Annotated in this window: 15 protein-coding genes, 1 tRNA gene and 1 riboswitch; of the genes, 7 read left to right on the forward strand and 9 right to left on the reverse strand. The window is 72.5% G+C overall.

Going from position 1 to position 21482, the window contains the following annotated elements; translation table 11 throughout:
• Positions 1-351: 351 nt before the first annotated feature.
• Entirely contained in the window at positions 352-900 is a 549-nt protein-coding gene (locus AB0L95_RS39225; RefSeq protein ID WP_365171023.1) for a MarR family transcriptional regulator, read from the reverse strand.
• Positions 901-1067: 167 nt separating this feature from the next.
• Between AB0L95_RS39225 and AB0L95_RS39230 the strand changes: the two genes are divergently transcribed.
• Positions 1068-2342, forward strand: a complete 1275-nt coding sequence (locus tag AB0L95_RS39230) for an MFS transporter (protein ID WP_365171057.1) — start codon at positions 1068-1070, stop codon at positions 2340-2342.
• Positions 2343-2355: 13 nt separating this feature from the next.
• Here the strand turns inward: AB0L95_RS39230 and AB0L95_RS39235 are convergent, their stop codons facing one another.
• Positions 2356-4005 carry a SpoIIE family protein phosphatase gene (locus AB0L95_RS39235; protein WP_365171025.1) on the reverse strand — a complete coding sequence of 550 codons (1650 nt, stop codon included), beginning with the start codon at positions 4003-4005 and terminating at the stop codon, positions 2356-2358.
• 202 nt (positions 4006-4207) lie between these two features.
• Entirely contained in the window at positions 4208-5608 is a 1401-nt protein-coding gene (locus AB0L95_RS39240; protein WP_365171027.1) for an NAD(P)/FAD-dependent oxidoreductase, read from the reverse strand.
• Between the two features lie 381 nt (positions 5609-5989).
• Between AB0L95_RS39240 and AB0L95_RS39245 the strand changes: the two genes are divergently transcribed.
• Positions 5990-6754, forward strand: a complete 765-nt coding sequence (locus AB0L95_RS39245; RefSeq protein ID WP_365171029.1) for a helix-turn-helix domain-containing protein — start codon at positions 5990-5992, stop codon at positions 6752-6754.
• A gap of 194 nt (positions 6755-6948) precedes the next feature.
• Here the strand turns inward: AB0L95_RS39245 and AB0L95_RS39250 are convergent, their stop codons facing one another.
• Positions 6949-9033 carry an asparagine synthase-related protein gene (locus AB0L95_RS39250; protein ID WP_365171031.1) on the reverse strand — a complete coding sequence of 695 codons (2085 nt, stop codon included), beginning with the start codon at positions 9031-9033 and terminating at the stop codon, positions 6949-6951.
• Between the two features lie 674 nt (positions 9034-9707).
• Between AB0L95_RS39250 and AB0L95_RS39255 the strand changes: the two genes are divergently transcribed.
• The 4 genes from AB0L95_RS39255 to AB0L95_RS39270 all read left to right on the forward strand — a co-directional run bounded on the left by AB0L95_RS39255 (position 9708) and on the right by AB0L95_RS39270 (position 15132).
• Positions 9708-11129 (forward strand): MFS transporter, encoded by a 1422-nt coding sequence (locus AB0L95_RS39255; protein WP_365171033.1) that lies wholly within the window; start codon positions 9708-9710, stop codon positions 11127-11129.
• Positions 11130-11510: 381 nt separating this feature from the next.
• Positions 11511-12728: an L-2-hydroxyglutarate oxidase gene (gene lhgO / locus AB0L95_RS39260; protein ID WP_365171059.1), complete on the forward strand. Its 1218-nt coding sequence runs from the start codon at positions 11511-11513 to the stop codon at positions 12726-12728.
• A 193-nt stretch (positions 12729-12921) separates the two neighbouring features.
• Positions 12922-13713, forward strand: a complete 792-nt coding sequence (gene trmB, locus AB0L95_RS39265) for a tRNA (guanosine(46)-N7)-methyltransferase TrmB (protein WP_365171061.1) — start codon at positions 12922-12924, stop codon at positions 13711-13713.
• A 63-nt stretch (positions 13714-13776) separates the two neighbouring features.
• Positions 13777-15132 carry a PrsW family intramembrane metalloprotease gene (locus tag AB0L95_RS39270; protein ID WP_365171035.1) on the forward strand — a complete coding sequence of 452 codons (1356 nt, stop codon included), beginning with the start codon at positions 13777-13779 and terminating at the stop codon, positions 15130-15132.
• A gap of 49 nt (positions 15133-15181) precedes the next feature.
• Here AB0L95_RS39270 and AB0L95_RS39275 read toward each other — a convergent pair whose 3' ends face one another.
• The 5 genes from AB0L95_RS39275 to AB0L95_RS39295 form a co-directional block, all read right to left on the reverse strand.
• Positions 15182-16126, reverse strand: a complete 945-nt coding sequence (locus AB0L95_RS39275) for an aldo/keto reductase (RefSeq protein WP_365171037.1) — start codon at positions 16124-16126, stop codon at positions 15182-15184.
• A gap of 197 nt (positions 16127-16323) precedes the next feature.
• Positions 16324-17337 carry a M23 family metallopeptidase gene (locus tag AB0L95_RS39280; protein ID WP_365171039.1) on the reverse strand — a complete coding sequence of 338 codons (1014 nt, stop codon included), beginning with the start codon at positions 17335-17337 and terminating at the stop codon, positions 16324-16326.
• Between the two features lie 11 nt (positions 17338-17348).
• Positions 17349-17506: riboswitch (cyclic di-AMP (ydaO/yuaA leader) on the reverse strand.
• Positions 17507-17800: 294 nt separating this feature from the next.
• Positions 17801-19177 carry a PP2C family protein-serine/threonine phosphatase gene (locus tag AB0L95_RS39285; RefSeq protein ID WP_365171041.1) on the reverse strand — a complete coding sequence of 459 codons (1377 nt, stop codon included), beginning with the start codon at positions 19175-19177 and terminating at the stop codon, positions 17801-17803.
• A gap of 173 nt (positions 19178-19350) precedes the next feature.
• A tRNA-Met gene (locus AB0L95_RS39290) sits at positions 19351-19424 on the reverse strand.
• An 82-nt stretch (positions 19425-19506) separates the two neighbouring features.
• Positions 19507-20655, reverse strand: a complete 1149-nt coding sequence (locus AB0L95_RS39295; protein WP_365171043.1) for a dihydrofolate reductase family protein — start codon at positions 20653-20655, stop codon at positions 19507-19509.
• Positions 20656-20855: 200 nt separating this feature from the next.
• On the opposite strand from AB0L95_RS39295, the gene AB0L95_RS39300 reads away from it, so the two are divergent.
• Positions 20856-21371: a MarR family transcriptional regulator gene (locus tag AB0L95_RS39300; RefSeq protein ID WP_365171045.1), complete on the forward strand. Its 516-nt coding sequence runs from the start codon at positions 20856-20858 to the stop codon at positions 21369-21371.
• Positions 21372-21482: the final 111 nt, after the last annotated feature.

Below are 21482 nucleotides of genomic sequence, written 5' to 3' on the forward strand. Positions count from 1 at the left end.
ACTTTATCAGATCCCCTCGGGCTCTTTCCGAGCTCCTCTGGTCCTGACCCCCGGTCAACCGGGGTTGTCCTCCCGGCCCTTGGGCCGTTCCGACGTGTCCAACCTTAGCGGATCTCTCCGGCGATTCCCAATCGCGTGGGATCGGAGTCGCCGTACCCAAATCGAATTGAATTCGGGCACGCCGAATTCCACCCGGTTGGGAGATCGTGCTGAGTGGTTTGGTGCCGCTGTCGCGGCGGAGGTGCTGCCGCAGAGCCGTTACGGCCCCGTGGCAACCCGGAGAACTCTACGGGTCGCGGTATGGACTGTCAAGCCTCCCCAGGGAGACGTGCCGGCAAACCTTCCGCCGCGTCAGTCCAGGTCGCTCAGACGGCCGCCCGCGTCGGGCTGGGCGTGCTCCACACGGCGCAGCAGGCGGGTCAGCGCCTCACCCAGGACGTTGCGCTCCTCGGACGACAGGTCCTGGAGCAGGTCCTCCTCGAACCCCGAGGCGAGGCGCATCGCTTCGAGCCACTTCTCGCGGCCCTCGGCGGTCAGCTCGACGATCACCCGGACCCGGTTGGCCTCGTCGCGCTCCCGGGTGACCAGCCCCTCGCTCAGCATGCGGTCGATGCGGTGGGTCATCGCGGCCGGCGTCAGGCCGAGCCGCTTGGCCAGGTCGCTCGGTCCCATGCGATAGGGGGCCCCGGACAGGACAAGAGCCTTGAGGACCTCCCACTCCGCGTTGCTGATGCCGAGCGCGGCGGTCTGGCGGCCGTAGGCGACGTTCATCCGGCGGTTCAACCGGGACAGCGCCGAGACGATCTTCTCGACCTGCGGATCCAGGTCCTGGAACTCGCGCTGGTATGCGGCGATCTGTTCGTCGAGGGTCGGCTCGCTGACGCCGGGGGTGTCGCCCATGCCCGCAGTATCGCACGCACTCGCTTGGCGTTGAAGTCCTTCGGGGTGTACTGTTTAGCTTCGAACTTTAGCTTCTAAGTCTTCAGGGCTAACCGCTTCAGGGGTAAGACCTCCGGTCCTCCCCGGCGCGGACCCTCTTCCTAAGGCAGGTGAACGTGACCAGGGCGATGGGCGCAGCGATGCGCCGGATTCATGTGGGCAACGCACTCAGCGCGTTCGGCCTCGGCTTCACCGTCCCGTATCTGTACGTCTATGTGGCGCAGGTGCGGGATCTCGGTGCCGCGACGGCGGGCCTCGTGCTCGCCGTCTTCGCCGTGGCCGCGCTCGTGGTGCTGCCGTTCGCCGGACGGGCCATCGTCCGGCGCGGCCCCCTTCCGGTCCTGCTCGCCGCCCTGGCCACAGCCGCCGTCGGATCGCTCAGCCTGGGGCTCGCGAAGAACGCGGTGACCGTGCTGCTGTCGGCGGCGGTGCTCGGTGCCGGGCAGGCCGTGATGCAGCCGGCGCTGGCCACGATGATCGTGGACTGCTCGACGACGGAGACCCGGTCGCGCGCCTTCGCCCTGCAGTTCTTTCTGCAGAACCTGGGGCTCGGTGTCGGCGGGCTGATCGGCGGCCATCTCGTCGACGCCTCCCGCGCCGCGTCCTTCACCCTGCTGTTCGCGATCGAGGCCGCGATCTTCGTGCTGCTCGTCGTCCTCATGTCGACGGTACGGGTGCCGCACGCGCCGAAGATCGAGGACGGTGCTCCGCAGAGCGGCCGGGCGAGCTGGAAGCAGCTGCTGGGCAACCGGGCCATGGTGCAGCTGTGCGTGCTGGGCTTCGTGCTGTTCTTCGCCTGCTACGGCCAGTTCGAGTCGGGGCTGAGCGCGTTCGGCGTCGAGGCCGCCGGGATCTCGACGTCCACACTGGGTACGGCGCTGGCCGCGAACACGGCGATGATCGTGGTCGCGCAGTTCGCGGTGCTGAAGTTCGTGGAGCGGCGCAGGCGGTCGCGGGTCATCGCGGCGGTGGGTCTCATCTGGGCCGTCGCGTGGGCCGTCGCCGGGTACGCCGGGCTCGGACACGGCAGCAAGGCCATGGCGGCCGCCGCGTTCGTGTCGACGTACGCCCTGTTCGGTCTCGGCGAGGCGATGCTGTCGCCGACGCTCGCGCCGCTGGTGGCCGATCTCGCGCCCACCGGAATGGCGGGCCAGTACAACTCGGCCTTCGCCCTGGTGAAGCAGCTGGCCCTCGCGGTCGGCCCGGCGGTGGGCGGTCCGCTGGCCGCGTCGCTGCCCGCGCCGTACGTCGTCACGTTCCTGCTGTTCTCGCTGGGCATCACGGTCCTCGCGGTCCGGCTCGGACGTCGGCTCACCCCCGCTCAGAACCAGCCGTCGCACGCGCGGAGCCTGGTGGTGGCGCAGGGAGGGCCGGCGACGGAGCCCGCGTCGGCGCGCGCCTGATCCGTCGCGCCGCTCACCCCTCGCACGGCAGTGCGAACTCGCACCACACCGCCTTCCCGCCGCCGGGAGTGCGGCGCGAGCCCCAGTTGGACGCGATCGTCGCCACGATGGCGATGCCCCGCCCCGCCTCGTCCGCCGGTTCCGCCCGGCGGCGGCGGGGCAGCTGGTCGTCCCCGTCGGTCACCTCGATGATCAGCCGGCGGGCCGTGCGTCTGAGGCGCAGCCTCATCGGCGGCGTGCCGTGCTGCAGCGAGTTCGCGACCAGCTCGCTCGCCGCCAGCACGCCCAGGTCGTGCAGATCCGTCGGGAACCGCCAGCTCGTCAGGACCCCGGAGGCGAAGGCACGCGCGCGGGGTGCCGCTTCCACCCCGCCGAGCAGCTCCAGGGCGGCGTTGCGGAAGAGCTCGCCGTCCGGGCCCGTACGCGCGGGGTGCTGGAGGACGAGGACCGCGACGTCGTCGTCGTGGCCCGCGGTGACGCCGGCCGAGCGCAGCAGGCGGTCGCAGATCACCTGGGGCGTGCCGGTCGCGCCCGCGAGTGCGTTCTCCAGGGCCGCGATGCCCTCGTCCAGATCGGCGTCCCTGCGTTCGACCAGGCCGTCGGTGTAGAGGACGGCGGTGGAGCCGGGTGCCAGCGGGACCGAGCCTGACGCGTGCATCCAGCCGCCGGTACCGAGCGGCGGGCCGGTCGGTTCGTCGGTGCGCAGGACCTGGCCGTTCTCGTCGCGGACCAGGATCGGGAGGTGGCCCGCCGAGGCGTACACCAGCCGGCCCTCGTTCGGGTCGTGGACCGCGTAGACGCAGGTCGCGATCTGGTTGGCGTCGATCTCCATGGCGAGGCCGTCGAGGAGCTGGAGGACCTCGTGGGGCGGCAGGTCGAGGCGGGCGTAGGCGCGGACGGCCGTACGGAGCTGGCCCATGACCGCGGCGGCTCTGACGCCCCGGCCCATCACATCGCCGATGACCAGGGCCGTGCGGCCGCCGCCCAGGGTGATGACGTCGTACCAGTCGCCGCCGACCGCGGCCTCCGTGCCGCCGGGCTGATAGGTGGCGGCGATGCGCAGGTCGTCGGGCTGCTCCAGCTCCTGGGGGAGCAGGGAGCGCTGAAGGGTCACCGCCGTGCGGCGCTGCTCGCGTTCGCTGGCGCGCAGCCGCTCGGCGGCCTCGGCGTGGTCGGTGACGTCGGCGGCGAACACGAGCACGCCCCGGGAGGTCTCCCCGGGCACGTCCACCGGTGTGCACGTGAACGTGTACGAACGGCCGCCGGGTGCCTTGCGGGACTTGACGGTGCGCGGTCTGGAGCTGCGCAGCACCTGGTCCAGGAGCGGGAGGAGGCCGAGTTCCTCCAGCTCGGGAAGTGCCTCGCGCGCGGGTTCGCCGGGCGGCCGGGGGCCGAAGGCCGCGGCGTAGGCGTCGTTGACATACGCGACGCGGTGGTCCGGACCGTGCACCAGGGCGACGAGGGCCGGGATGCGGTCGAGGACCTCGCGAACCGGCAGCTCGTCGACGGCGGGCATGCCCGGCGTGTCCTCGGTGAGCCGCTCGACGCGGGCCGCGGGCACGGAGCCGTCCCCCCGCCGGTCCGGGGAGACCGTGTGCTCGGTCCGCGCTGCGGCGCGGCGCTGCGTTCCGGGGAGCCGGGCGCTCCAGCGGGTGAAGTTCACCGATTCCTTGCCTCGTCGTTGTCGTAGCCGGCCGGCGCCGGATCCGGTCGGGTCCGGGGGCCTGCCCCCGGGGTGGCGCAGGGGAAAGGTCTGCTGGGTTCGTCAGGGCGAGGACCGGCCCGCCCGCGGGCGGGGACCAGTCTGTCGGACCGGGCCGACATCCGTCAGACGTCGGCCCTTCCGGTGGAGTTCCTGGATTCGGTCAGGACGACCCCTTCGGGTCCCTTGAAGGCTTTCCACCGGCCGCGAGTTCGAACTCCGCACGGGGATGTTCGAGTGAACCGAGGGAGACGATCTCCCTCTTGAAGAGTCCCGCGAGGGTCCACTCGGCCAGCACCCGGGCCTTGCGGTTGAAGGTGGGCACCCGGCTCAGGTGGTAGGTGCGGTGCATGAACCAGGCGGGGTAGCCCTTCAGCTTGCGCCCGTAGACGTGTGCGACGCCCTTGTGCAGTCCCAGGGAGGCGACCGAGCCGACGTACTTGTGGGCGTACGTCTGCAGGGGCTGGTCGCGCAGTGAGCGCACGATGTTGTCGCCGAGGACCCTGGCCTGGCGCACCGCGTGCTGGGCGTTGGGGGCGGTCTCCTTGCCCGGCTCCTCGGCGGTGACGTCCGGGACGGCGGCCGCGTCGCCCGCGGCCCACGCGTGCGTGACGCCGTCCACGCTCAGCTCGGGGGTGCACTTCAGGCGCCCGCGGCCGTTGAGTGGCAGGTCCGTGGCCGCGAGGACCGGGTGGGGCTTCACCCCGGCGGTCCATACGACCGTACGGGTCGGGAAGCGTGCGCCGTCGGACAGGACGGCCACCCGGTCGACGCACGACTCCAGCCGGGTTTCGAGGCGTACGTCGATGTTGCGGCGGCGCAGTTCGGTGACCGTGTACCGGCCCATCTCCGCGCCGACCTCCGGGAGGATGCGGTCGGAGGCCTCCACGAGGATCCACTTCATGTCCTCGGGCTCCACGTTGTGGTAGTAGCGCGTGGCGTAGCGGGCCATGTCCTCCAGCTCGCCGAGCGCCTCCACACCGGCGAATCCGCCGCCGACGAAGACGAAGGTGAGGGCCGCGTCACGGATCGCGGGGTCTCGGGTGGAGGACGCGATGTCCATCTGTTCGATGACGTGGTTGCGCAGGCCGATGGCCTCTTCGAGGGTCTTGAATCCGATGCCGTGATCGGCGAGGCCGGGGATCGGAAGGGTGCGCGAGACGGAGCCCGGGGCGAGGACGAGTTCGTCGTAGGAGATCTGTTCGGTCTGCCCGCTCTCCTCGGTGGCGAGTGTGTCGAGGGTGGCGGTGCGCTTGGCGTGGTCGATGGCGGTGACCTCGCCGATGACGACCCGGCAGCCGTCCAGGACCCGGCGCAGCGGGACGACCACGTGCCTCGGCGAGATGGCGCCGGCGGCCGCCTCGGGCAGGAACGGCTGGTACGTCATGTAGGGATCGGGCGAGACCACCACGATCTCCGCCGCGCCTCTGGCGAGTTCCGCCTTCAGATTCCGCTGCAGGCGCAGAGCCGTGTACAGGCCGACGTAGCCGCCGCCGACGATGAGGATGCGCACGCACTTCGGGGGTTCGGCGGGCGTCGCCCGGTGGAATGCAGCCGTCACCATCCCATGACGCACCGGACGCGCGAGTTTGTCCACAGGCCCGGCAAATTGTGTGACCGGACGGCGGTACCCGGCAGGGTTGGCCGAATTACCGGAGTGCAGGGAAAGACCGCAGGTCAATGGGTGTGAGCCGGGTGGAACTAGGGGGCGCAATCGGGACGTAACCGCCCCGTACTCCGATCGGGGGGCGCTCCGTGCGGAACCTGCCCCTTCTGAATTGACCCCCTCTCAACTATGTTCGTGTGTCGACGGGGTGTAAGGGGGATGGGCTCGACGGGCTCGCGACGGGCGGGCCCGGTCACGTACGACGCTCGTTCCCTACGCTCCGGCTTCCAATGACGGGGAGAGTCTCCGGGGGGAGACGTCATTACCGGGGGAACACTTATGCACATTCAGGACTCTCATTGGTCAGCCGCGTCCGCCGTCGCACCGGCGGGCCCGGTGGGCACGGCGGGCAACGCACGCGAGGACAGCGCGCGTACGGCGCCGCTGCGGGTGGACGCACAGCGCAACCTGGAACACGTACTGCGCGCGGCACGCGAGGTCTTCGGCGAGCTGGGCTACGGCGCGCCGATGGAGGACGTGGCGCGGCGCGCGCGGGTCGGCGTCGGCACGGTGTACCGGCGCTTCCCGAGCAAGGACGTCCTGGTGCGGCGGATAGCCGAGGAGGAGACCTCCCGGCTGACCGACCAGGCCAGGGCGGCGCTCGGGCAGGAGGACGAGCCGTGGTCGGCGCTGTCGCGCTTCCTGCGGACATCGGTGGCGTCGGGCGCGGGGCGGCTGCTGCCGCCGCAGGTGCTGCGGGTCGGAGTCGCCGACGAGGGGATCGACGGGGCCGGCACGGCGCCCGTGGGCGAGGCGCTGCTGCCGCAGCAGCGGTCCCTGCCGACGGCCGAGCTGCGGCTCGTCGGACAGCGGTCCGCGCCGGACCCGGACGACGTGGGCACGGCGACGCTGCTGGAGGTCGTCGGGCAGCTCGTGGAGCGGGCGCGCGCGGCGGGTGAGCTGCGGCCGGACGTCACTGTGGCGGACGTCCTGCTGGTGATCGCCACGGCGGCGCCCTCGCTGCCGGACGCGGCACAGCAGGCGGCGGCCTCGGCCCGGCTGCTCGACATCCTGCTGGAGGGCCTGCGGTCCCGCCCGGTGTGAGCCGGGCGGGGTCCGGACTCCGGACCCCTCCGCCACGGACACGACCGCCGTTCCCCGTTCCTGTAGGCGAGCGGGGGACGGCGTGGCGCCCGTGCGTGGCAGATCCGTCGGATCGTGAGGTCCTCGGAGTGCGCCCGGTGATGCGGCGGGTGCGGTAGCGGTGAGGGGTGGCGTGGACCGTCGGCGTGCGGCGGTCATGCCCCCGCGCCGAGCGCCCGTCCCCGCGTCGAGATGCCGGCCGGTACGGCGCGCGCCCGGGCGGGGGTGCCCGTCCAGCAGGTGCCCCGGCGGGCGAGCAGACGGCGCAGCCACAGCTCCAGGGAGACCAGGTCCGCGAGGCCGTCCAGCGGGACGGGCGCGCCGTCGACCGCCGCGCGCAGGGCCTTGCGGACGACCCGGGCCTCCACCAGGCCCGCCTCCGCCAGCAGGGGCGTGTCGAACAGGGCCATCAGGGAGTGCACGGCCACCCGGAGACCGGCGCGGGACGCGGCCGCCGAGGTCGCGTGCGAGGGTGCGCCCCAGCCGGGCGGCAGTCCGCCGACGCCCGCCCCCTCCAGGACGGTGCGCAGGATCGCCGCCCGTGCCCCGGGCTGGACACGCAGCGCCTCCGGCAGCGCACGGCAGGCGCGGACGACCTGATTGTCCAGGAACGGCGAGTGCAGCCGCTGGGAGCGGATCTCGGCGGCCTGTTCCAGCACCCGTACGTCCGCCGCGTGTCGTGCCAGCGCGGCACGCGCGCGGTGGTCGCCCGGGCGCTGCCCCGGACCGACTCCGGCCCGGCCCGCGGCTCCTTGCAGGCGAACCGATACTTCGGCGAGGGCCTCACCGGTCAGCCAGCGCGCCGCCGGTCCGGGTCTGGCCCAGGTGAGGGCGGCGAGCGAGGCCCCCACCGCACCCCCGGGCTCCTCGAAGTGCCGCTGCATCAGACGGTCGCCGAGCGAGTCGACGCCGGTCCGGTACGGCGTGCGGGCCAGTTTGCGCGCCGCGGCGTACACCCGGGCGGGGACCATCACCGAGCCGTCCGCCTTCGCCAGTGCGGCGACCGGGCGCACGAGATGGCGTCGTTTGCGGTCCATCAGCAGGTCCGCGAGACGGGCCGGATGCGCGTCGAGGACCTGACGCGCGCCGTAGCCGGTGAAGTGGTCCGCGCTGCCCGAGGCCAGGCGCGCGCGGTGCCTGGCCGCCGTCACCAGGGACGGGCCCGGCTCGTCCGTCAGCGGGCCCTCCAGTTCGGCGTAGGGGAGGACCTCCTCGCCGCCGGTGACCACCACATGGTGCAGACGGGGATTGGCCGCCAGGGTGCCGGCCCGCTCCAGTTCGGCCTCGCGGCCCCGCACGGCGAGGTCGTTGAAGGTGACGGCGAGCAGGCGTTCACCGGCCCCGGTGCCGTGCCCGAGGATCGTGCCGGGCATGCCGGGAAGACCGGCCGCGAGCAGGGCCAGTGTGCCGGAGGCCGGTCCACCGGAGAGATCGGCGCCGATCCCGGGGACGGGCACCCCGCGCGCGGCGCGGCGCTCGGCCGGTCCCATTCCGGGGACAGGCCCGGGGTCGATCTCGACGCCCGGCACATGGCGGGGTGCCGACAGACGGGCGCGGACGGCGTCGACGAGGGCGTCGCGCACCGCGTCCACGGCGTCGGCCGGGTCCGCCGGGGGCGCGGCGACCGCCAGGGAGGCGACCGGGTCGTATCCGGCGATCTCACGGGCCCCCGCGCGCAGGATGAGCGCGTGCCCCGGCGGGATGCGCCGTACGCCGTCGTAGGGGGTCGAGTCGTGGACCGCGGCCGGTACGTCGGGGGCCGCGAGAAGGGCCGCCAGATGTCCGAAGTCCAGATTGGCCTCGATGAGGTCGGCGAGGGGGAGCGCGGCGGTCGCGTACGCGGTGCCGCCGGCCCAGGGGGTGTGGAAGACGGGCCGAGCGCCCGCGAGATCGCCGCACACCGTGATCCTGCGGCCGACCTGGACGACGGCGGTGTAGCTGCCGGACCAGGCGGTCAGATGGCGCAGTGCCCCTCCCCGGGCGGCGAGCAGCCCGACGCGCAGTTCCTCGTCGGAGGCTCCGCAGATGCCGAGGACCGCGATCCGGGTCTGGGCGTCCGCCTTCAGGACGCGCACCTCGTCGGGGCGCCAGTCGCCGACGACCCACAGCGGATCGGGGTCGCCCCACAGGAGTTGGGCACCCACCGGGTGCAGGGTCTCGCCGTCGTATCCGGTGGCTCCGGCCGATCCCGGCCCGGCGGCTCCAGCGGCGGTGCTGCTCCATCCCACCAACCACCGCATCGACGCCTCCACAGGCTGTGGACAACCAGTGCACCGTACGAACGGCTCCCATGCTGCCACGAAGAATGCGCGCCGGAGGGCGTGCGCCGCGTCTTGTGCGCCCCTGAATGCGCCCTCGGGTCCCCGGCGACCGGCCGGTGAACTCCTTTTCCGCACAGGAACATCGGCAGAAACCAGCGACGCGAATGCGCCCCCGGTACGCTCCCCGAAAACCCCGTTCGCGCCCTCAAGTGTGGTGGTCGGGGGCTTGATCACCCGCGAGAACCGCCGTCGGTTTTCGGCCAAATCGGCCGCAGACGGACAGGCTTGCGCACGCTCCGTACAGGCCCGGCGCAACGCACAGTCCGGGAGGCGGAGTTCGCCTCCCGGACCGGTCCGCCGCCCGCGGGGATGGAGGCGGCGGTGTCCCCCAGCCCACTGGATCCAGTACAGCGGGCCGACCCACGCACGGCCCATGGAACCCCGCCGCCCGTCGGCCGGAGAAGAGCGCACGGACAGGCGCACGGCCACACACCAGGAGCACGCCGCAACACTCCGTACTGAGGTACGGACCACAATCCCGCCATCCGGATTTAAGCCCCTTAACGCTTGGGATGCGGCGAACTACGCTGGGTTTACGAATGCCGCGCGGTTATGCCATCGCCGCGGCAGCCGTCTGTGTCGAGGGGTGGCGCATGTCCAGGGAGCAACGCGGGCCGAACGAAAAGCTCGGCGCCGTTCTCGCCCTCGCGGGAATCAGCAACGCAGGACTCGCGCGGCGCGTCAACGACCTTGGCGCCCAACGCGGGTTGACACTTCGCTACGACAAGACCTCGGTGGCGCGCTGGGTGTCGAAGGGCATGGTGCCGCAGGGCGCCGCGCCGCACCTGATCGCCGCGGCCATCGGCCAGAAGCTCGGCCGCCCCGTTCCGCTCCACGAGATCGGACTGGCGGACGCGGATCCCGCACCGGAAGTGGGCCTCGCCTTCCCCCGGGACGTAGGACAGGCGGTGAAGTCGGCGACGGAGCTGTACCGTCTCGACCTCGCCGGGCGCCGGACCGGCGGCGGCATCTGGCAGTCGCTGGCCGGATCGTTCGCAGTGAGCGCTTACGCGACCCCTGCTTCCCGCTGGCTGATAACCCCGGCCGACAGCTCGGTGGCCCGCGACCCCGGTTCCGGCGACGGGTCGGGATCACCGCTGAAGGTCGGCCACAGCGACGTCCAGAAGCTCCGGGAGGCCGCGGAGGACGCCAGGCGCTGGGACTCCAAGTACGGGGGCGGCGACTGGCGTTCTTCCATGGTGCCCGAGTGTCTGCGGGTGGAGGCGGCACCGCTGCTGCTCGGCTCCTACTCGGACGAAGTGGGCCGTGCACTGTTCGGGGCGAGCGCCGAACTGACGCGGCTGGCCGGCTGGATGGCCTTCGACACGGGACAGCAGGAGGCCGCCCAGCGCTACTACATCCAGGCGCTGCGCCTCGCGCGCGCGGCCGCCGACGTCCCCCTCGGGGGATACGTCCTGGCCTCCATGTCGCTCCAGGCGACCTACCGCGGCTTCGGCGACGAGGGCGTCGACCTCGCGCAGGCCGCCCTGGAGCGCAACCGCGGCCTGGCCACGGCCCGCACCATGAGCTTCTTCCGTCTCGTCGAGGCACGGGCGCACGCGCGCGCGGGTGACGCCCAGGCAGCCGGCGCCTCTCTGAAGGCCGCCGAGGGCTGGCTGGAACGCGCCCGCGACGGCGACAACGACCCGTCCTGGCTCGGCTTCTACTCCTACGACCGCTTCGCGGCGGACGCCGCCGAGTGCTACCGCGACCTCAAGGCCCCGCGGCAGGTCCGCCGCTTCACCGAGCAGGCCCTGTCCCGGCCCACCGAGGAGTTCGTGCGCTCGCACGGGCTGCGGCTGGTCGTGTCGGCGGTCGCCGAGCTGGAGTCGGGCAACCTGGACGCGGCCTGCGAGCAGGGCGTACGGGCGGTGGAGGTCGCCGGGCGCATATCGTCGGCGCGCACCACCGAGTACGTACGGGACCTGATGCACCGGCTGGAGCCGTACGGGGACGAACCGCGTGTGGCGGAGCTGCGGGAGCGGGCTCGGCCCCTGCTGATGGCGCCCGCGTAGGGGCGCCGCTCGGAGCCGCGGGCGGGGTGTGGGGCCCGCGGGTCCGGGGCGGGGGACTGCGGGTGGATGTACCGGCGGGTGGCGTGGCTGGCTGCCGGGGGTCTGCCGGTGGCCGGTCGGCTGCCGGGGGTCCTGGTGGTGGCCGGTCCGCTGCGGGTGGTCTGCCGGATCCGGTCCGCTGCCGGTGGTCTGCCAGTGGCGCGTCCGCTACCGGTGGTCCGGCGGCGGCCGGTCCGATGCCGGGCGCCCGTGCGGTGGGGACGCAGTTGTCCGGGCGCGCCCCTTTCGGGGGCCGACGCGGCCGTGTGACCTGCGCGGTCTTCGGTTCCTCCTGGGTTTGAGGGCATTGTCAGTGGCGCAGTGCACTATCGAAACCGGGAGGTGAAGCAGGTGCGGAAGATCGCGTACGACTGCGATGTGCTGGTGATCGGCGGCGGCATCGTCGGCCTGTCGACGGCGTATGCGATCACGCGTGCCGCCCCGGGCACCCGGGTGACGGTCCTGGAGAAGGAGACGGGCCCGGCCCGCCACCAGACGGGGCGCAACAGCGGGGTCATCCACAGCGGGATCTACTACCGCCCCGGCTCCCTGAAGGCGCGGTACGCGGTCGAGGGCGCCGCCGAGATGGTCAAGTTCTGCGCGGAGTACGGCATCGCGCACTCCGTCACGGGCAAGCTGATCGTCGCCACGGAGCGCGAGGAACTGCCCCGCCTGCACGCGCTCGTCCAGCGCGGCCGGGAGAACGGCATACCGGTGAGAGAGCTGGGCCCGGCCCAGATCACGGAGTACGAGCCGGAGGTGCGCGGAGTCGCGGCCATCCACGTGGGCACGACCGGGATCTGCGACTTCGTGGCGGTCGCCCGGCAGCTGGGCGAGGCGTCCGGGGCGGAGATCCGGTACGGCGCCCAGGTCGTACGGATCGACCGGCGCCCGGCACTGGGCGTCGCCGTGCGCACGGCCGACGGGACGGTCCTTCGCGCACGCGTGCTGGTCAACTGCGCCGGACTGCACTGTGACGAGGTGGCCCGGCTGACCGGGGACGAGCCGGGCATGCGGATCGTGCCGTTCCGGGGTGAGTACTACACGCTGGCCCGGCCCGAGCTGGTGCGGGGGCTGGTGTACCCGGTGCCGGACCCGGCGTTCCCCTTCCTCGGGGTGCATCTGACCCGGGGCATCGACGGAGAGGTCCACATCGGACCGAACGCGGTCCCGGCGCTGGCCCGCGAGGGATACGGCTGGGGGGTCGTACGACCGCGGGAGTTCGGCGCGACGGTGGCCTGGCCGGGGTCGTGGCGGATAGCCCGGCGGCACTGGCGGTACGGGGCGGGCGAGCTGCGGCGGTCGGTGTCGAAGGGGGCGTTCACGCAGGCGGTGCGCAGACTGCTGCCGGCGGTCCGCGCGGACGACCTCGTCAGGGCCCCGGCGGGGGTCCGTGCACAGGCCGTGCTGCGGGACGGGACGCTGGTGGACGACTTCCTGGTCCGGGAGGGGGCACGGGCGGTGCATGTGCTGAACGCGCCGTCGCCCGCAGCCACCGCCTCGCTGCCGATCGGGCGGGAGGTCGCACGCCGGGCCCTGACGGTGCTGGACCGGGAGTGAGCCACCACCCGCCACCCGCGATCCCTGGGCACGCCGCCACCGCCCGCCCCCCTCGACGGACCGGGCAGGCTCCCTTTCACCGGGCCCGGCAAGCTGTCACCGCGCTCCCCTTAAAATTGATGCCACTGTGTCTGACTCTCTGAATTTCGCCCCCGAAGACCCCGAGGCCACCGCCGGTGGCCGGCTCCAGCGCATCCCCGGAGCCTCCCCGGACCGCAGCAGGGCCAAGGGGGAGCCACGGTTCCCCGGCGGGCCGAAGGCCGATCCCGCGGGGTCCCACTTCGAGCGGCGGATCCGGAGCTTCCAGCCGCGGCGCAGCCGGGTGACGGCCGGGCAGGCGGACGCCCTGCAGCGGCTGTGGCCCGTGTGGGGCCTGGACATCGACGGGCAGCGGACCGTGGATCTGACCGAGCTGTTCGGGAACCCGCGGCCCGTGGTGCTGGAGATCGGCTTCGGCATGGGCGAGGCCACCGCGCGGATGGCCGCCGACGACCCGGGCACCAACATTCTCGCCGTCGACGTGCACACCCCCGGCCAGGGCAATCTGCTGGCTCTCGCCGAGCGGAACCACCTGACCAACCTCCGGGTCGCGAACGGCGACGCGATCATCCTGCTCCGCGAGATGCTCGCGCCCGACGCGCTCGACGGCCTGCGTGTCTATTTCCCCGACCCTTGGCCCAAGAAGCGTCACCAGAAGCGGCGCCTGATCCAGCCGGAGTTCCTCTCGCTCGCCGCCGCCCGCCTCAAGCCGGGCGCGCTGGTGCACTGCGCGACGGACTGGGAGCCGTACGCCGAGCAGATGCTCGAGGTGCTCACCGCGCACCCCGGCCTCGAGAACACCCAGCCCGAGGGCGGTTACGCGCCACGTCCCGCATTCCGTCCGCTGACCCGTTTCGAGGGTCAGGGGCTGGACAAGGGGCATGTCGTGAACGACCTGCTGTTCCGGCGCGTACAGCACCGGGACCAGCCCTCCGCCGGCGACTGAGCGCCCCGCGGGCCCGCCGGGCACCGTCGCGGGCGGCGCCCCTGTCTCGTTAGGGTCGATTCCGTGGCCACCTGTCCCCCGTATCCGATGCGTCCCGACGGCAACGCGGGCGAGGGCCGGCATCCGCACTGGTGGCAGCGTCGGTGGGTGCGCTACGGTGCGCCGGCCACGCTCCTGGCGCTCTCCGGCCTCGTCATCCTCGCCCTGGTGCGGCAGCAGACGGGCACCGAGGGGTTCCTGGTCGGACTGGGACTCGCGGTGCTGCCCGTGCCGCTGTTGGTCGCCGCGTTCCGCTGGCTGGACCGGGTGGAACCCGGGCCCTGGCGGAACATGATCTTCGCCTTCGCCTGGGGAGCATGTGCGGCCGCGCTCATCGCGATCGTCGCCAACAGTTTCGCGACCCGGTGGATAGCCACCGCGACCGCCGACCCGCACAGCGCCGACACGCTCGGCGCGACCCTGATAGCGCCGATCGTCGAGGAGTCCGCGAAGGCGGCGGCCGTACTGCTGGTCTTCCTCTTCCGCAGACGGGACTTCACCGGGATCGTGGACGGGGTGGTGATAGCCGGGGTCACCGCGACCGGCTTCGCCTTCACCGAGAACATCCTCTATCTGGGCACGGCCTTCGGCACGGACCAGCTCAGCGGCGGGCGGGGCCTCGCCTCCGTGACCGCCGCGACCTTCTTCGTCCGGGTGGTGATGGCGCCCTTCGCGCATCCGCTGTTCACCGTGCTCACCGGCATCGGATTCGGTGTCGCGGCGATGTCGGCGGAGCACCGGCGGGCACGCCGTGTCCTGATGCCGCTGGGCGGGCTGCTGCTCGCCATGGGCATGCACTCGATGTGGAACGGATCCTCGTCGTTCGGCGAGTACGGGTTCTTCGCGGTGTACGCGTCCTTCATGGCGCCCGCGTTCGCCCTGCTGACCTGGCTGGTGATCTGGACACGGCAGCGGGAGCTGAGAACGGTGCGGGAGGAGCTTCCTGCGTACGCGGCCACCGGGTGGCTGGGGCCGGCGGAACCCTTCGTGCTCGGCTCCATGCGGGCGCGCCGGCTGGCCCGGCAGTACGCGCGGCAGCACTTCGGGAAGGCGGCGGCACGCTCGGTCGCGGAGTACGAGGCGTATGCGACGTCACTGGCGTTCCTGCGGCACCGGGGGCGCCGCGGCCGGGCGGGAGCCGACTTCGGCGAGCGGGAGGGTGAGCTGCTCTCCGCGCTGTGGGCGCGGCGTGCGGTGGCACGGCCTGCGCTGGCGCACGCGGCGCACACGACGGCGCCGATGCCTTTGCCGGTCTGGCCCGGCTACGGCTACGGCTACGGGTACGGGCACGTCCCGTGGTACCCGGCGCCGCGGTACGGGCCGACGACGCCGTATCCCGCGTATCCCGCGTATCCCTCGCACAACCCCTATCGGCCGTAGAGCCGAGGGCTGTCCCGGATGCGGGGACAGCCCTCGTCGGATGCCGCGTTTACGCGGACGCCTCGGTCAGCCTGGCCAGGTCCTTCTCCGTCAGGGTCAGGTCCGCCACCGCCAGCAGCGCGGGCAGCTGCTCCACCGTGCGGGCGGAGGCGATCGGGGCCGCGACCGTCGGCTGGGCCGCGAGCCACGCGAGGGCCACCGTCGGGATCTGCGCGCCGCGCTCCTGCGCGACCTCGTCGAGGGCCGCGAGCACATGCCGGCCGCGCTCGGTCTCCAGGTACTTGCCCGCGCCCTGCGCGCGCGCCGAGTCCACGGTCGTGCCCGGCCGGTACTTGCCGGTCAGGAAGCCGGACGCGAGGGCGTAGTACGGGACGGCCGCCAGGCCCGCGCGGGCCGCGACGTCCTGCAGCGGGCCCTCGTAGGTGTCCCGCGAGACCAGGTTGTAGTGCGGCTGCAGCGCCACGTACCGGGCCAGGTTCTCGCGCTCGGAGAAGTCGAGGGACGCCTGCAGGCGCTCGGCGGAGATGTTGGAGGCGGCGATGGCGCGCACCTTGCCCGCCTTCACCAGTTCGTCGAGCGCGCCGATGATCTCCTCCACCGGCACCTCGGGCTGGTCGAAGTGCGTGTAGTAGAGGTCGATGTAGTCGGTGCCCAGGCGGCGCAGGGAGGCGTCCGCCGCGGCCTTGATGTTGGCGGCCCCCAGCCCCTGGTACTCGGGGTGCTGGCTGACCTTGGTCGCAATGATCACGTCGGAGCGGTTGCCGCGCGCCGCGACCCACTTGCCGATGACGGTCTCGGACTCGCCGCCCTTGTTGCCGGGTGCCCACGCCGAGTAGACGTCGGCCGTGTCGACGAAGTTGCCGCCGGCCGCCGCGTAGGCGTCGAGCACGGCGAAGGACTGCGCCTCGTCGGCGGTCCAGCCGAAGACGTTGCCGCCGAGGGAGAGGGGGAAGACCTCGAGGTCCGAGGAGCCGAGCTTGCGAAGGGAAGTCATGTGCTACTTCAGCACTCGATCCGGAAGTCATTATTCCGGTCGGAGGCTGTTCCACATGGGTGAATTCCGGCCTGCCGGGTTCCGGCCGGAAGGACGTGGACACGCCTGACCGGCAGCCCTGACATCGGGGGTTGTCGCCAGGACCGCCGGGGTTCAGGAAGTGGCACGCGCCGGGGAGAAGGGCGCGGACGCGGATGTCAGGGGTTGACGCCCTTGCTCTGCAGCCACGCCATCGGGTCGATCGCGCTGCCGCCGCCCGGGTGGACCTCCAGGTGCAGATGCGGCCCGGTGACGTTGCCGGTCGCGCCCACGCGGCCGATGACGTCGCCCGTGGAGACCTTCTGGCCGACGCTGACGCTGATCGACGACTGGTGGCAGAACCACAGCTCGGTGCCGTCGTCGAGGGTGAGGACCGTGCGGTAGCCGTACGAGCCCGCCCAGCCGGCCTGGGTGACGGTGCCGCTGTGGATGGCCTTGATGAGCGTGCCCGTGGGGGCGGCGAAGTCGAGGCCGGTGTGGTAGCCGGAGGACCACATGGCGCCGGCGTCACCGAAGCGCGAGGTCAGGGTGTACGAGGAGGTCGGCAGCGTGAACTGCTTGGCCAGTTCTGCCAGTCGGGCGGCCTCGGCCTTCTTCTTGACCTCCGCCGCCACCGCCTTCTTGGCGGTGTCCTGGGCCTTGGCCGCCGCTGCGGCAGCCTTCTTCGTGGCGGCGTCCTCGGCGGCCTGTGCGGCCGCCGCGGCGATCCGGTCCTGCTGGGACTCGGCCTGCTGCATGATCCGGCTGCGCAGCGCCTCGCCCGCGTCCTCGGTGCCCGCGGCGGAGTCGGCGGTGCTCACTCCGGCGGCGCTCAGGGCGGTGGCGGAGCCCTCGGGGGCGCTGGTGTCCTCTCCGATGAGCTCCTTGGCCGAGTGGGTGACCGAGGAGAGATCGGGGAGGGATATGGGCACCGGCGGCTTGCCGGTCTGCGCGGTGGCCATGCCGCCCGCGCCGACCGCGGCCATCACGCCAACGCCCAGAACGGTGGAGCTGCGGGCGAGTCCGCCGCCGCGCTGCTTGGTGACGCGGTGCCGACCGCGGACGGGGCGGACGGAATCCTCGGTGGGATTCCACTCCTCCCAGGGGCCCTCGTCGGGGCGGGACGCAAAGCCGATCGTCTGCGTGCCGCTGGGAGCGAACGAGGTGCTCTCGGCAGGCCGGTTGGACGCCACGTGGGCGCACTCCTTTCCTTCCGTTTCGCCTACCGGGTTAGCTGACGGGTTCGGAGCAGGAAGGTCTCCTACGCGCGTATACCAACCGTTTTGACACGGCGATATCCGCTCGATTCACCCCAAGGTGGTGGTTCCCCGGCTCCCTCGCGGGATTCGGCACACGGGCACGGAGCCGCCTCTGATGACGGCTGGGACGACCGCGCTGCGTTATCGAACGTTAATAGACGCCAGGCCTGGATTCCAAGCTCTTCGGACAGATCATTAACGCTTCTGGCCAGGACTTTAACGACAGGAACGGTGGAAAACGGGCGAGTTGACCGCACCCCATCCACCCCATCCGTTCTGACGGTACGTCAGTTGTTATGCGAGAGAGGCCCCCTGCTCACCCACCGTGACAAGGGTCGGACGTTCAGCGGTGTTTGGCCCTTCGACGGGTTCAGGGGTGCCTGGCCCTGCGAGGGGTTCAGGGGTGCTCGGACCGGCGCACGGCGAGCAGCGCCATGTCGTCCGTGGCCTGACCGCCGGTGTGGCGGGCGACGTCCTCCGTGACGGCGGCCAGCACGGCGCCGGGCGTGGGCAGAACCCGGCCGACGAGGCGGCCGACCGGATCGTAGAACTCGCCGCGCACGTCCCGTGCCTCCGAGACGCCGTCTGTGAAGAAGAGCAGCGTCGAACCGGGCGGGAAGTCCCACTTCTCCGCGCGGTCGGGCCCCAGGGCGAGGTCGCCCATGCCGAGCGGCAGCGCCGGCTCGCGGGCCTCCAGTTCGCGCAGGGTGCCGTCCGGGAGCAGAAGCAGGGGGGCGGGGTGCCCCCGGTCGACGATCCGCACGACGCCCTCCTCCCCGTGCGGGATCTCCGCGAGGACCGCGGTGGTGAACTCCTCGTCGGTGTCGGGACCGTCCCGGCGGATGCCCTCGCGCGACAGCGCCCGTTCCAGGCGCTGGGCGACGGCCTCCAGCGTGGCCTCCTGCTCGGCGGCCTCCCGAAAGGCGCCGATCACGACGGCGACCGCGGCCACGGCACCCGTCCCCTTGCCCCGCACGTCCCCGACCACGAGCCGTACACCGTGCGGTGAGTCCTGGACGGCGTACAGGTCGCCGCCGATATAGGCGTCGGCCTGCGCCGCCTCGTACCGGGCGGCGATCCGGAGCCCCCCGATCCGCGCGGGGGGCTCGGGCAGTACGGCGCGCTGGGCGGCCTCGGCGATCCGGCGGGCGGAGGCGAGGCGTGCGTCGTTGCGGCGTACGAGCACATTGATCAGCACGGCGGGTACGGCGGCCGCGGCGGTGGTGACCGCCTCGGTGGCCGCGCCGGACGACCCTGGCACGCCGAGCCCGAGGTGCACGGCCAGGACGGCGGCGAGGGCCGCGGTGCCGGTGACGACGGTGCCGCGCAGCGATTGCAGGGGCGCGGCGACGAGCGGGGCGGCGGTGAAGAGAGGGACGGCCGGGAAGACGGACGGGGTCAGCCGGCCGCAGCAGACACCGAGGCCGATGAGCAGCGCGGGCAGGGCCCGCAGAAACGCCCGCGCGCACGAACTCCGCCGGCTCTCCGCCGAGCCGGGCTCCGGGGGCCGGACGTGCTCGGACCGATCGTGGGGTTGACCGTCGGGCCGATCCTGGGGTTGACCGTCGCGTCGGCCCTCGGGCCGATCGACGGGCCAGGCGTCCGGCCGGTCGGCGGGCCGTTCGCTGTCCTTCGGGGGAGGGTTCACGGCCGGGCCGCCGCTGGTGTCTTCGTGCGGGATGTCGCTCCCCTCGTACGGAGTTCCGGGCCCTGGCCCGCTGTCCTGCTCGTCGCACGGCGCCTCGATCCGCCACGCGCCACCTTGCTGAACCACCCGTCCAGGCTTCCCGCAGGACGGGCGAGGGGCGACCGCTGTGGGCCGACCGGCGTACACACCCTGTGGACGGGGATAGGTGAGGCCCCGGGCGGGAAGGGGGAGGAGTGGGTGAAGAACACAGAAAAAACCGAGGGCCGGAACCCTTTCGGATTCCGGCCCTCGGCCGTCAGTAGCGGGGACAGGATTTGAACCTGCGACCTCTGGGTTATGAGCCCAGCGAGCTACCGAGCTGCTCCACCCCGCGTCGGTGATTCCAGTGTACGCCATGCGCAGGACACGAAGCACACAGGTTTACGTCCGCGGGGCTTCACCAGCGTTTCCGGCCGTCAGCGGCCTTCGTCCGGGGACAGCAGGTGGGCGTTCGGGGCCTTGGCCCGCTCCCCGTACTCGGGCAGCACCACCACATCCGCCCCCTCCGACGTCAGCAGACCGTTGCCGTCCGCCGCCGCCACGAACGTGTCCGGCTCACGCCAGGACGTGACCACCCGCCGCACTCCGGCGTCGAGGATCAGCCGGGCGCACGGCGCGGGCCGGGAGGCGCGGCGGGCGCACGGCTCCAGGCTGCTGTAGACCGTCGCGGTGGCCAGGCGCGGATCCGCCGGGTCCAGCTTCGCCAGGGCCGCCTCCTCCGCGTGCACCACCGGGTCCCCGCCCTCCCGGGAGTGCCCCCGGGCCAGCTCCGTTCCGTCGGCCGCGACGATCACCGCCCCCACGCTGAAGGCCGTCCGGGAGGGCGGGCACTGCGCCGCCAGCTCGCACGCGGTCTCCAGCCAGTGCCGGTCCGCGGCGGAGGCCGACCCGCCGGTGCCGGGCGCCGTGGGCGCGTAGCGCATCAGCACGACGTCCCCGACCGGCCGCGTCTCCAGCAGCCGCATCCGTCCCGGCGGGTAGGCCCCCGGCCCGAACATCCGCGGTGCGTCGGGCTGCCCCACGACCAGCGGCGCAAGGACGAGTTGCAGCTCGTCCGCGAGGCCCTGCTGCAGCAGCTGGGTGTGCACCTGTCCGCCGCCCTCGACCATCAGCCGGCCCACGCCCTTGACGTCCCCCAGGTGAGCGAGCACGGCGCGCCACTCCACATCCGGGCCGAGCGCGACCACGTCCACGTCCGCCGGCAGCAGCCCGCTCAGCCGCTCCGCGCCCTTGTCCGTGGTGTAGAGCGCCTTCGCGCCCCCCGTGTGCCAGAAGAGAGCTTCCGGGTCGAGGTCGCCGGACGCGCTGACCACGACCTTCAGCGGGTACTCCGGCCGCCCCGCACGGACCCGGGCCGCGCGCCGCTCCTCGGAGTAGACCAGCAGCCGCGGGTTGTCGGTGCGCAGCGTGCCCGCGCCGACGAGGATCGCATCGCTGCCCGCCCGCACCTCGTCGACCCGGTCGAAGTCCTCCGGTCCGGACAGCAGGAGCCGCTCGGGGCCGGTGTCGTCCAGAGAACCGTCGAGGGAGACGGCGGCGGACAACAGGACATAGGGCTGGGCCATGGGGGTGCACTCCAGGGTCGAAGGGCGAGGAACTAGGGACGAGGGACCAGGGCGGAGCAGGAGTCGAAGGACAGGGAGGTCCGGGTCGGTCGGGGCCCCTGGCCGCGTGGCCAGGATGCGCCGGGCCGGGGCCGGAGGTCCAGATCCGACGGGAATCCGGGATCTTGTTTCAACTTTTAAACAATAACTACACTGGTGGCATGACGACCCGCTGGCTCACCCCCGAGGAACTGCGCGCCTGGCGCGCGTACCTCGCCGCGTCATGGCTCCTGGAGGACGTGATCGACCGGCAGCTCCAGCAGGACGCCGGCATGCCGCATCTGTACTACTCCGTCCTCGCCAACCTCTCCGCCGCGCCCGGCCACCAGATGCGGATGACCGACCTCGCGGAGACGCTGAAGATCACGCGCAGCCGGCTGACCTACGTCGTCACCCGCCTGGAGAAGGACGGCACGGTCCGCCGGGAGGGCTGCCCCACCGACCGGCGCGGCAGTATCGCGGTCCTCACGGGCGCGGGCATGGAGCTCCTGGAACGCTCGGCCCCGGGCCATGTCGAGACGGTCCGCGCCGCCGTCTTCGACCATCTCACGCCCGAGCAGGTGACCCAGCTGGAAGCGATCTCCACCCGCATCACGGAGGCGCTCCAGGGCGGCGAGGAGCGCCCCGCGTGCGACGGTCTGCCGTGGCGCCGGCGCTCGTCCGGGGCGGCGGAGTGACCTGAGCGACCGGACCGTGTCGCACGTAATTGCTTGAAATTTAAAGCGAGCGCGCGCTAGAGTCTCCGACCGAGGTTGTGCTTCAAATCTGAAGCATGGGGCGCATCCTCC

The organism is Streptomyces sp. NPDC052036 (genome assembly GCF_040680495.1).
Classification (GTDB): Bacteria; Actinomycetota; Actinomycetes; order Streptomycetales; family Streptomycetaceae; genus Streptomyces.

Excerpts from the sequence above, each read along its gene's own strand:
- AB0L95_RS39240 (WP_365171027.1), bottom strand. The coding sequence starts at position 5,608 with ATGGTGACGGCTGCATTCCACCGGGCGACGCCCGCCGAACCCCCGAAG.
- AB0L95_RS39225 (WP_365171023.1), bottom strand. The coding sequence starts at position 900 with ATGGGCGACACCCCCGGCGTCAGCGAGCCGACCCTCGACGAACAGATC.
- AB0L95_RS39275 (WP_365171037.1), bottom strand. The coding sequence starts at position 16,126 with ATGACTTCCCTTCGCAAGCTCGGCTCCTCGGACCTCGAGGTCTTCCCC.
- AB0L95_RS39230 (WP_365171057.1), top strand. The coding sequence starts at position 1,068 with ATGGGCGCAGCGATGCGCCGGATTCATGTGGGCAACGCACTCAGCGCG.
- AB0L95_RS39250 (WP_365171031.1), bottom strand. The coding sequence starts at position 9,033 with ATGCGGTGGTTGGTGGGATGGAGCAGCACCGCCGCTGGAGCCGCCGGG.
- AB0L95_RS39245 (WP_365171029.1), top strand. The coding sequence starts at position 5,990 with ATGCACATTCAGGACTCTCATTGGTCAGCCGCGTCCGCCGTCGCACCG.
- AB0L95_RS39255 (WP_365171033.1), top strand. The coding sequence starts at position 9,708 with ATGTCCAGGGAGCAACGCGGGCCGAACGAAAAGCTCGGCGCCGTTCTC.
- AB0L95_RS39300 (WP_365171045.1), top strand. The coding sequence starts at position 20,856 with ATGACGACCCGCTGGCTCACCCCCGAGGAACTGCGCGCCTGGCGCGCG.
- AB0L95_RS39295 (WP_365171043.1), bottom strand. The coding sequence starts at position 20,655 with ATGGCCCAGCCCTATGTCCTGTTGTCCGCCGCCGTCTCCCTCGACGGT.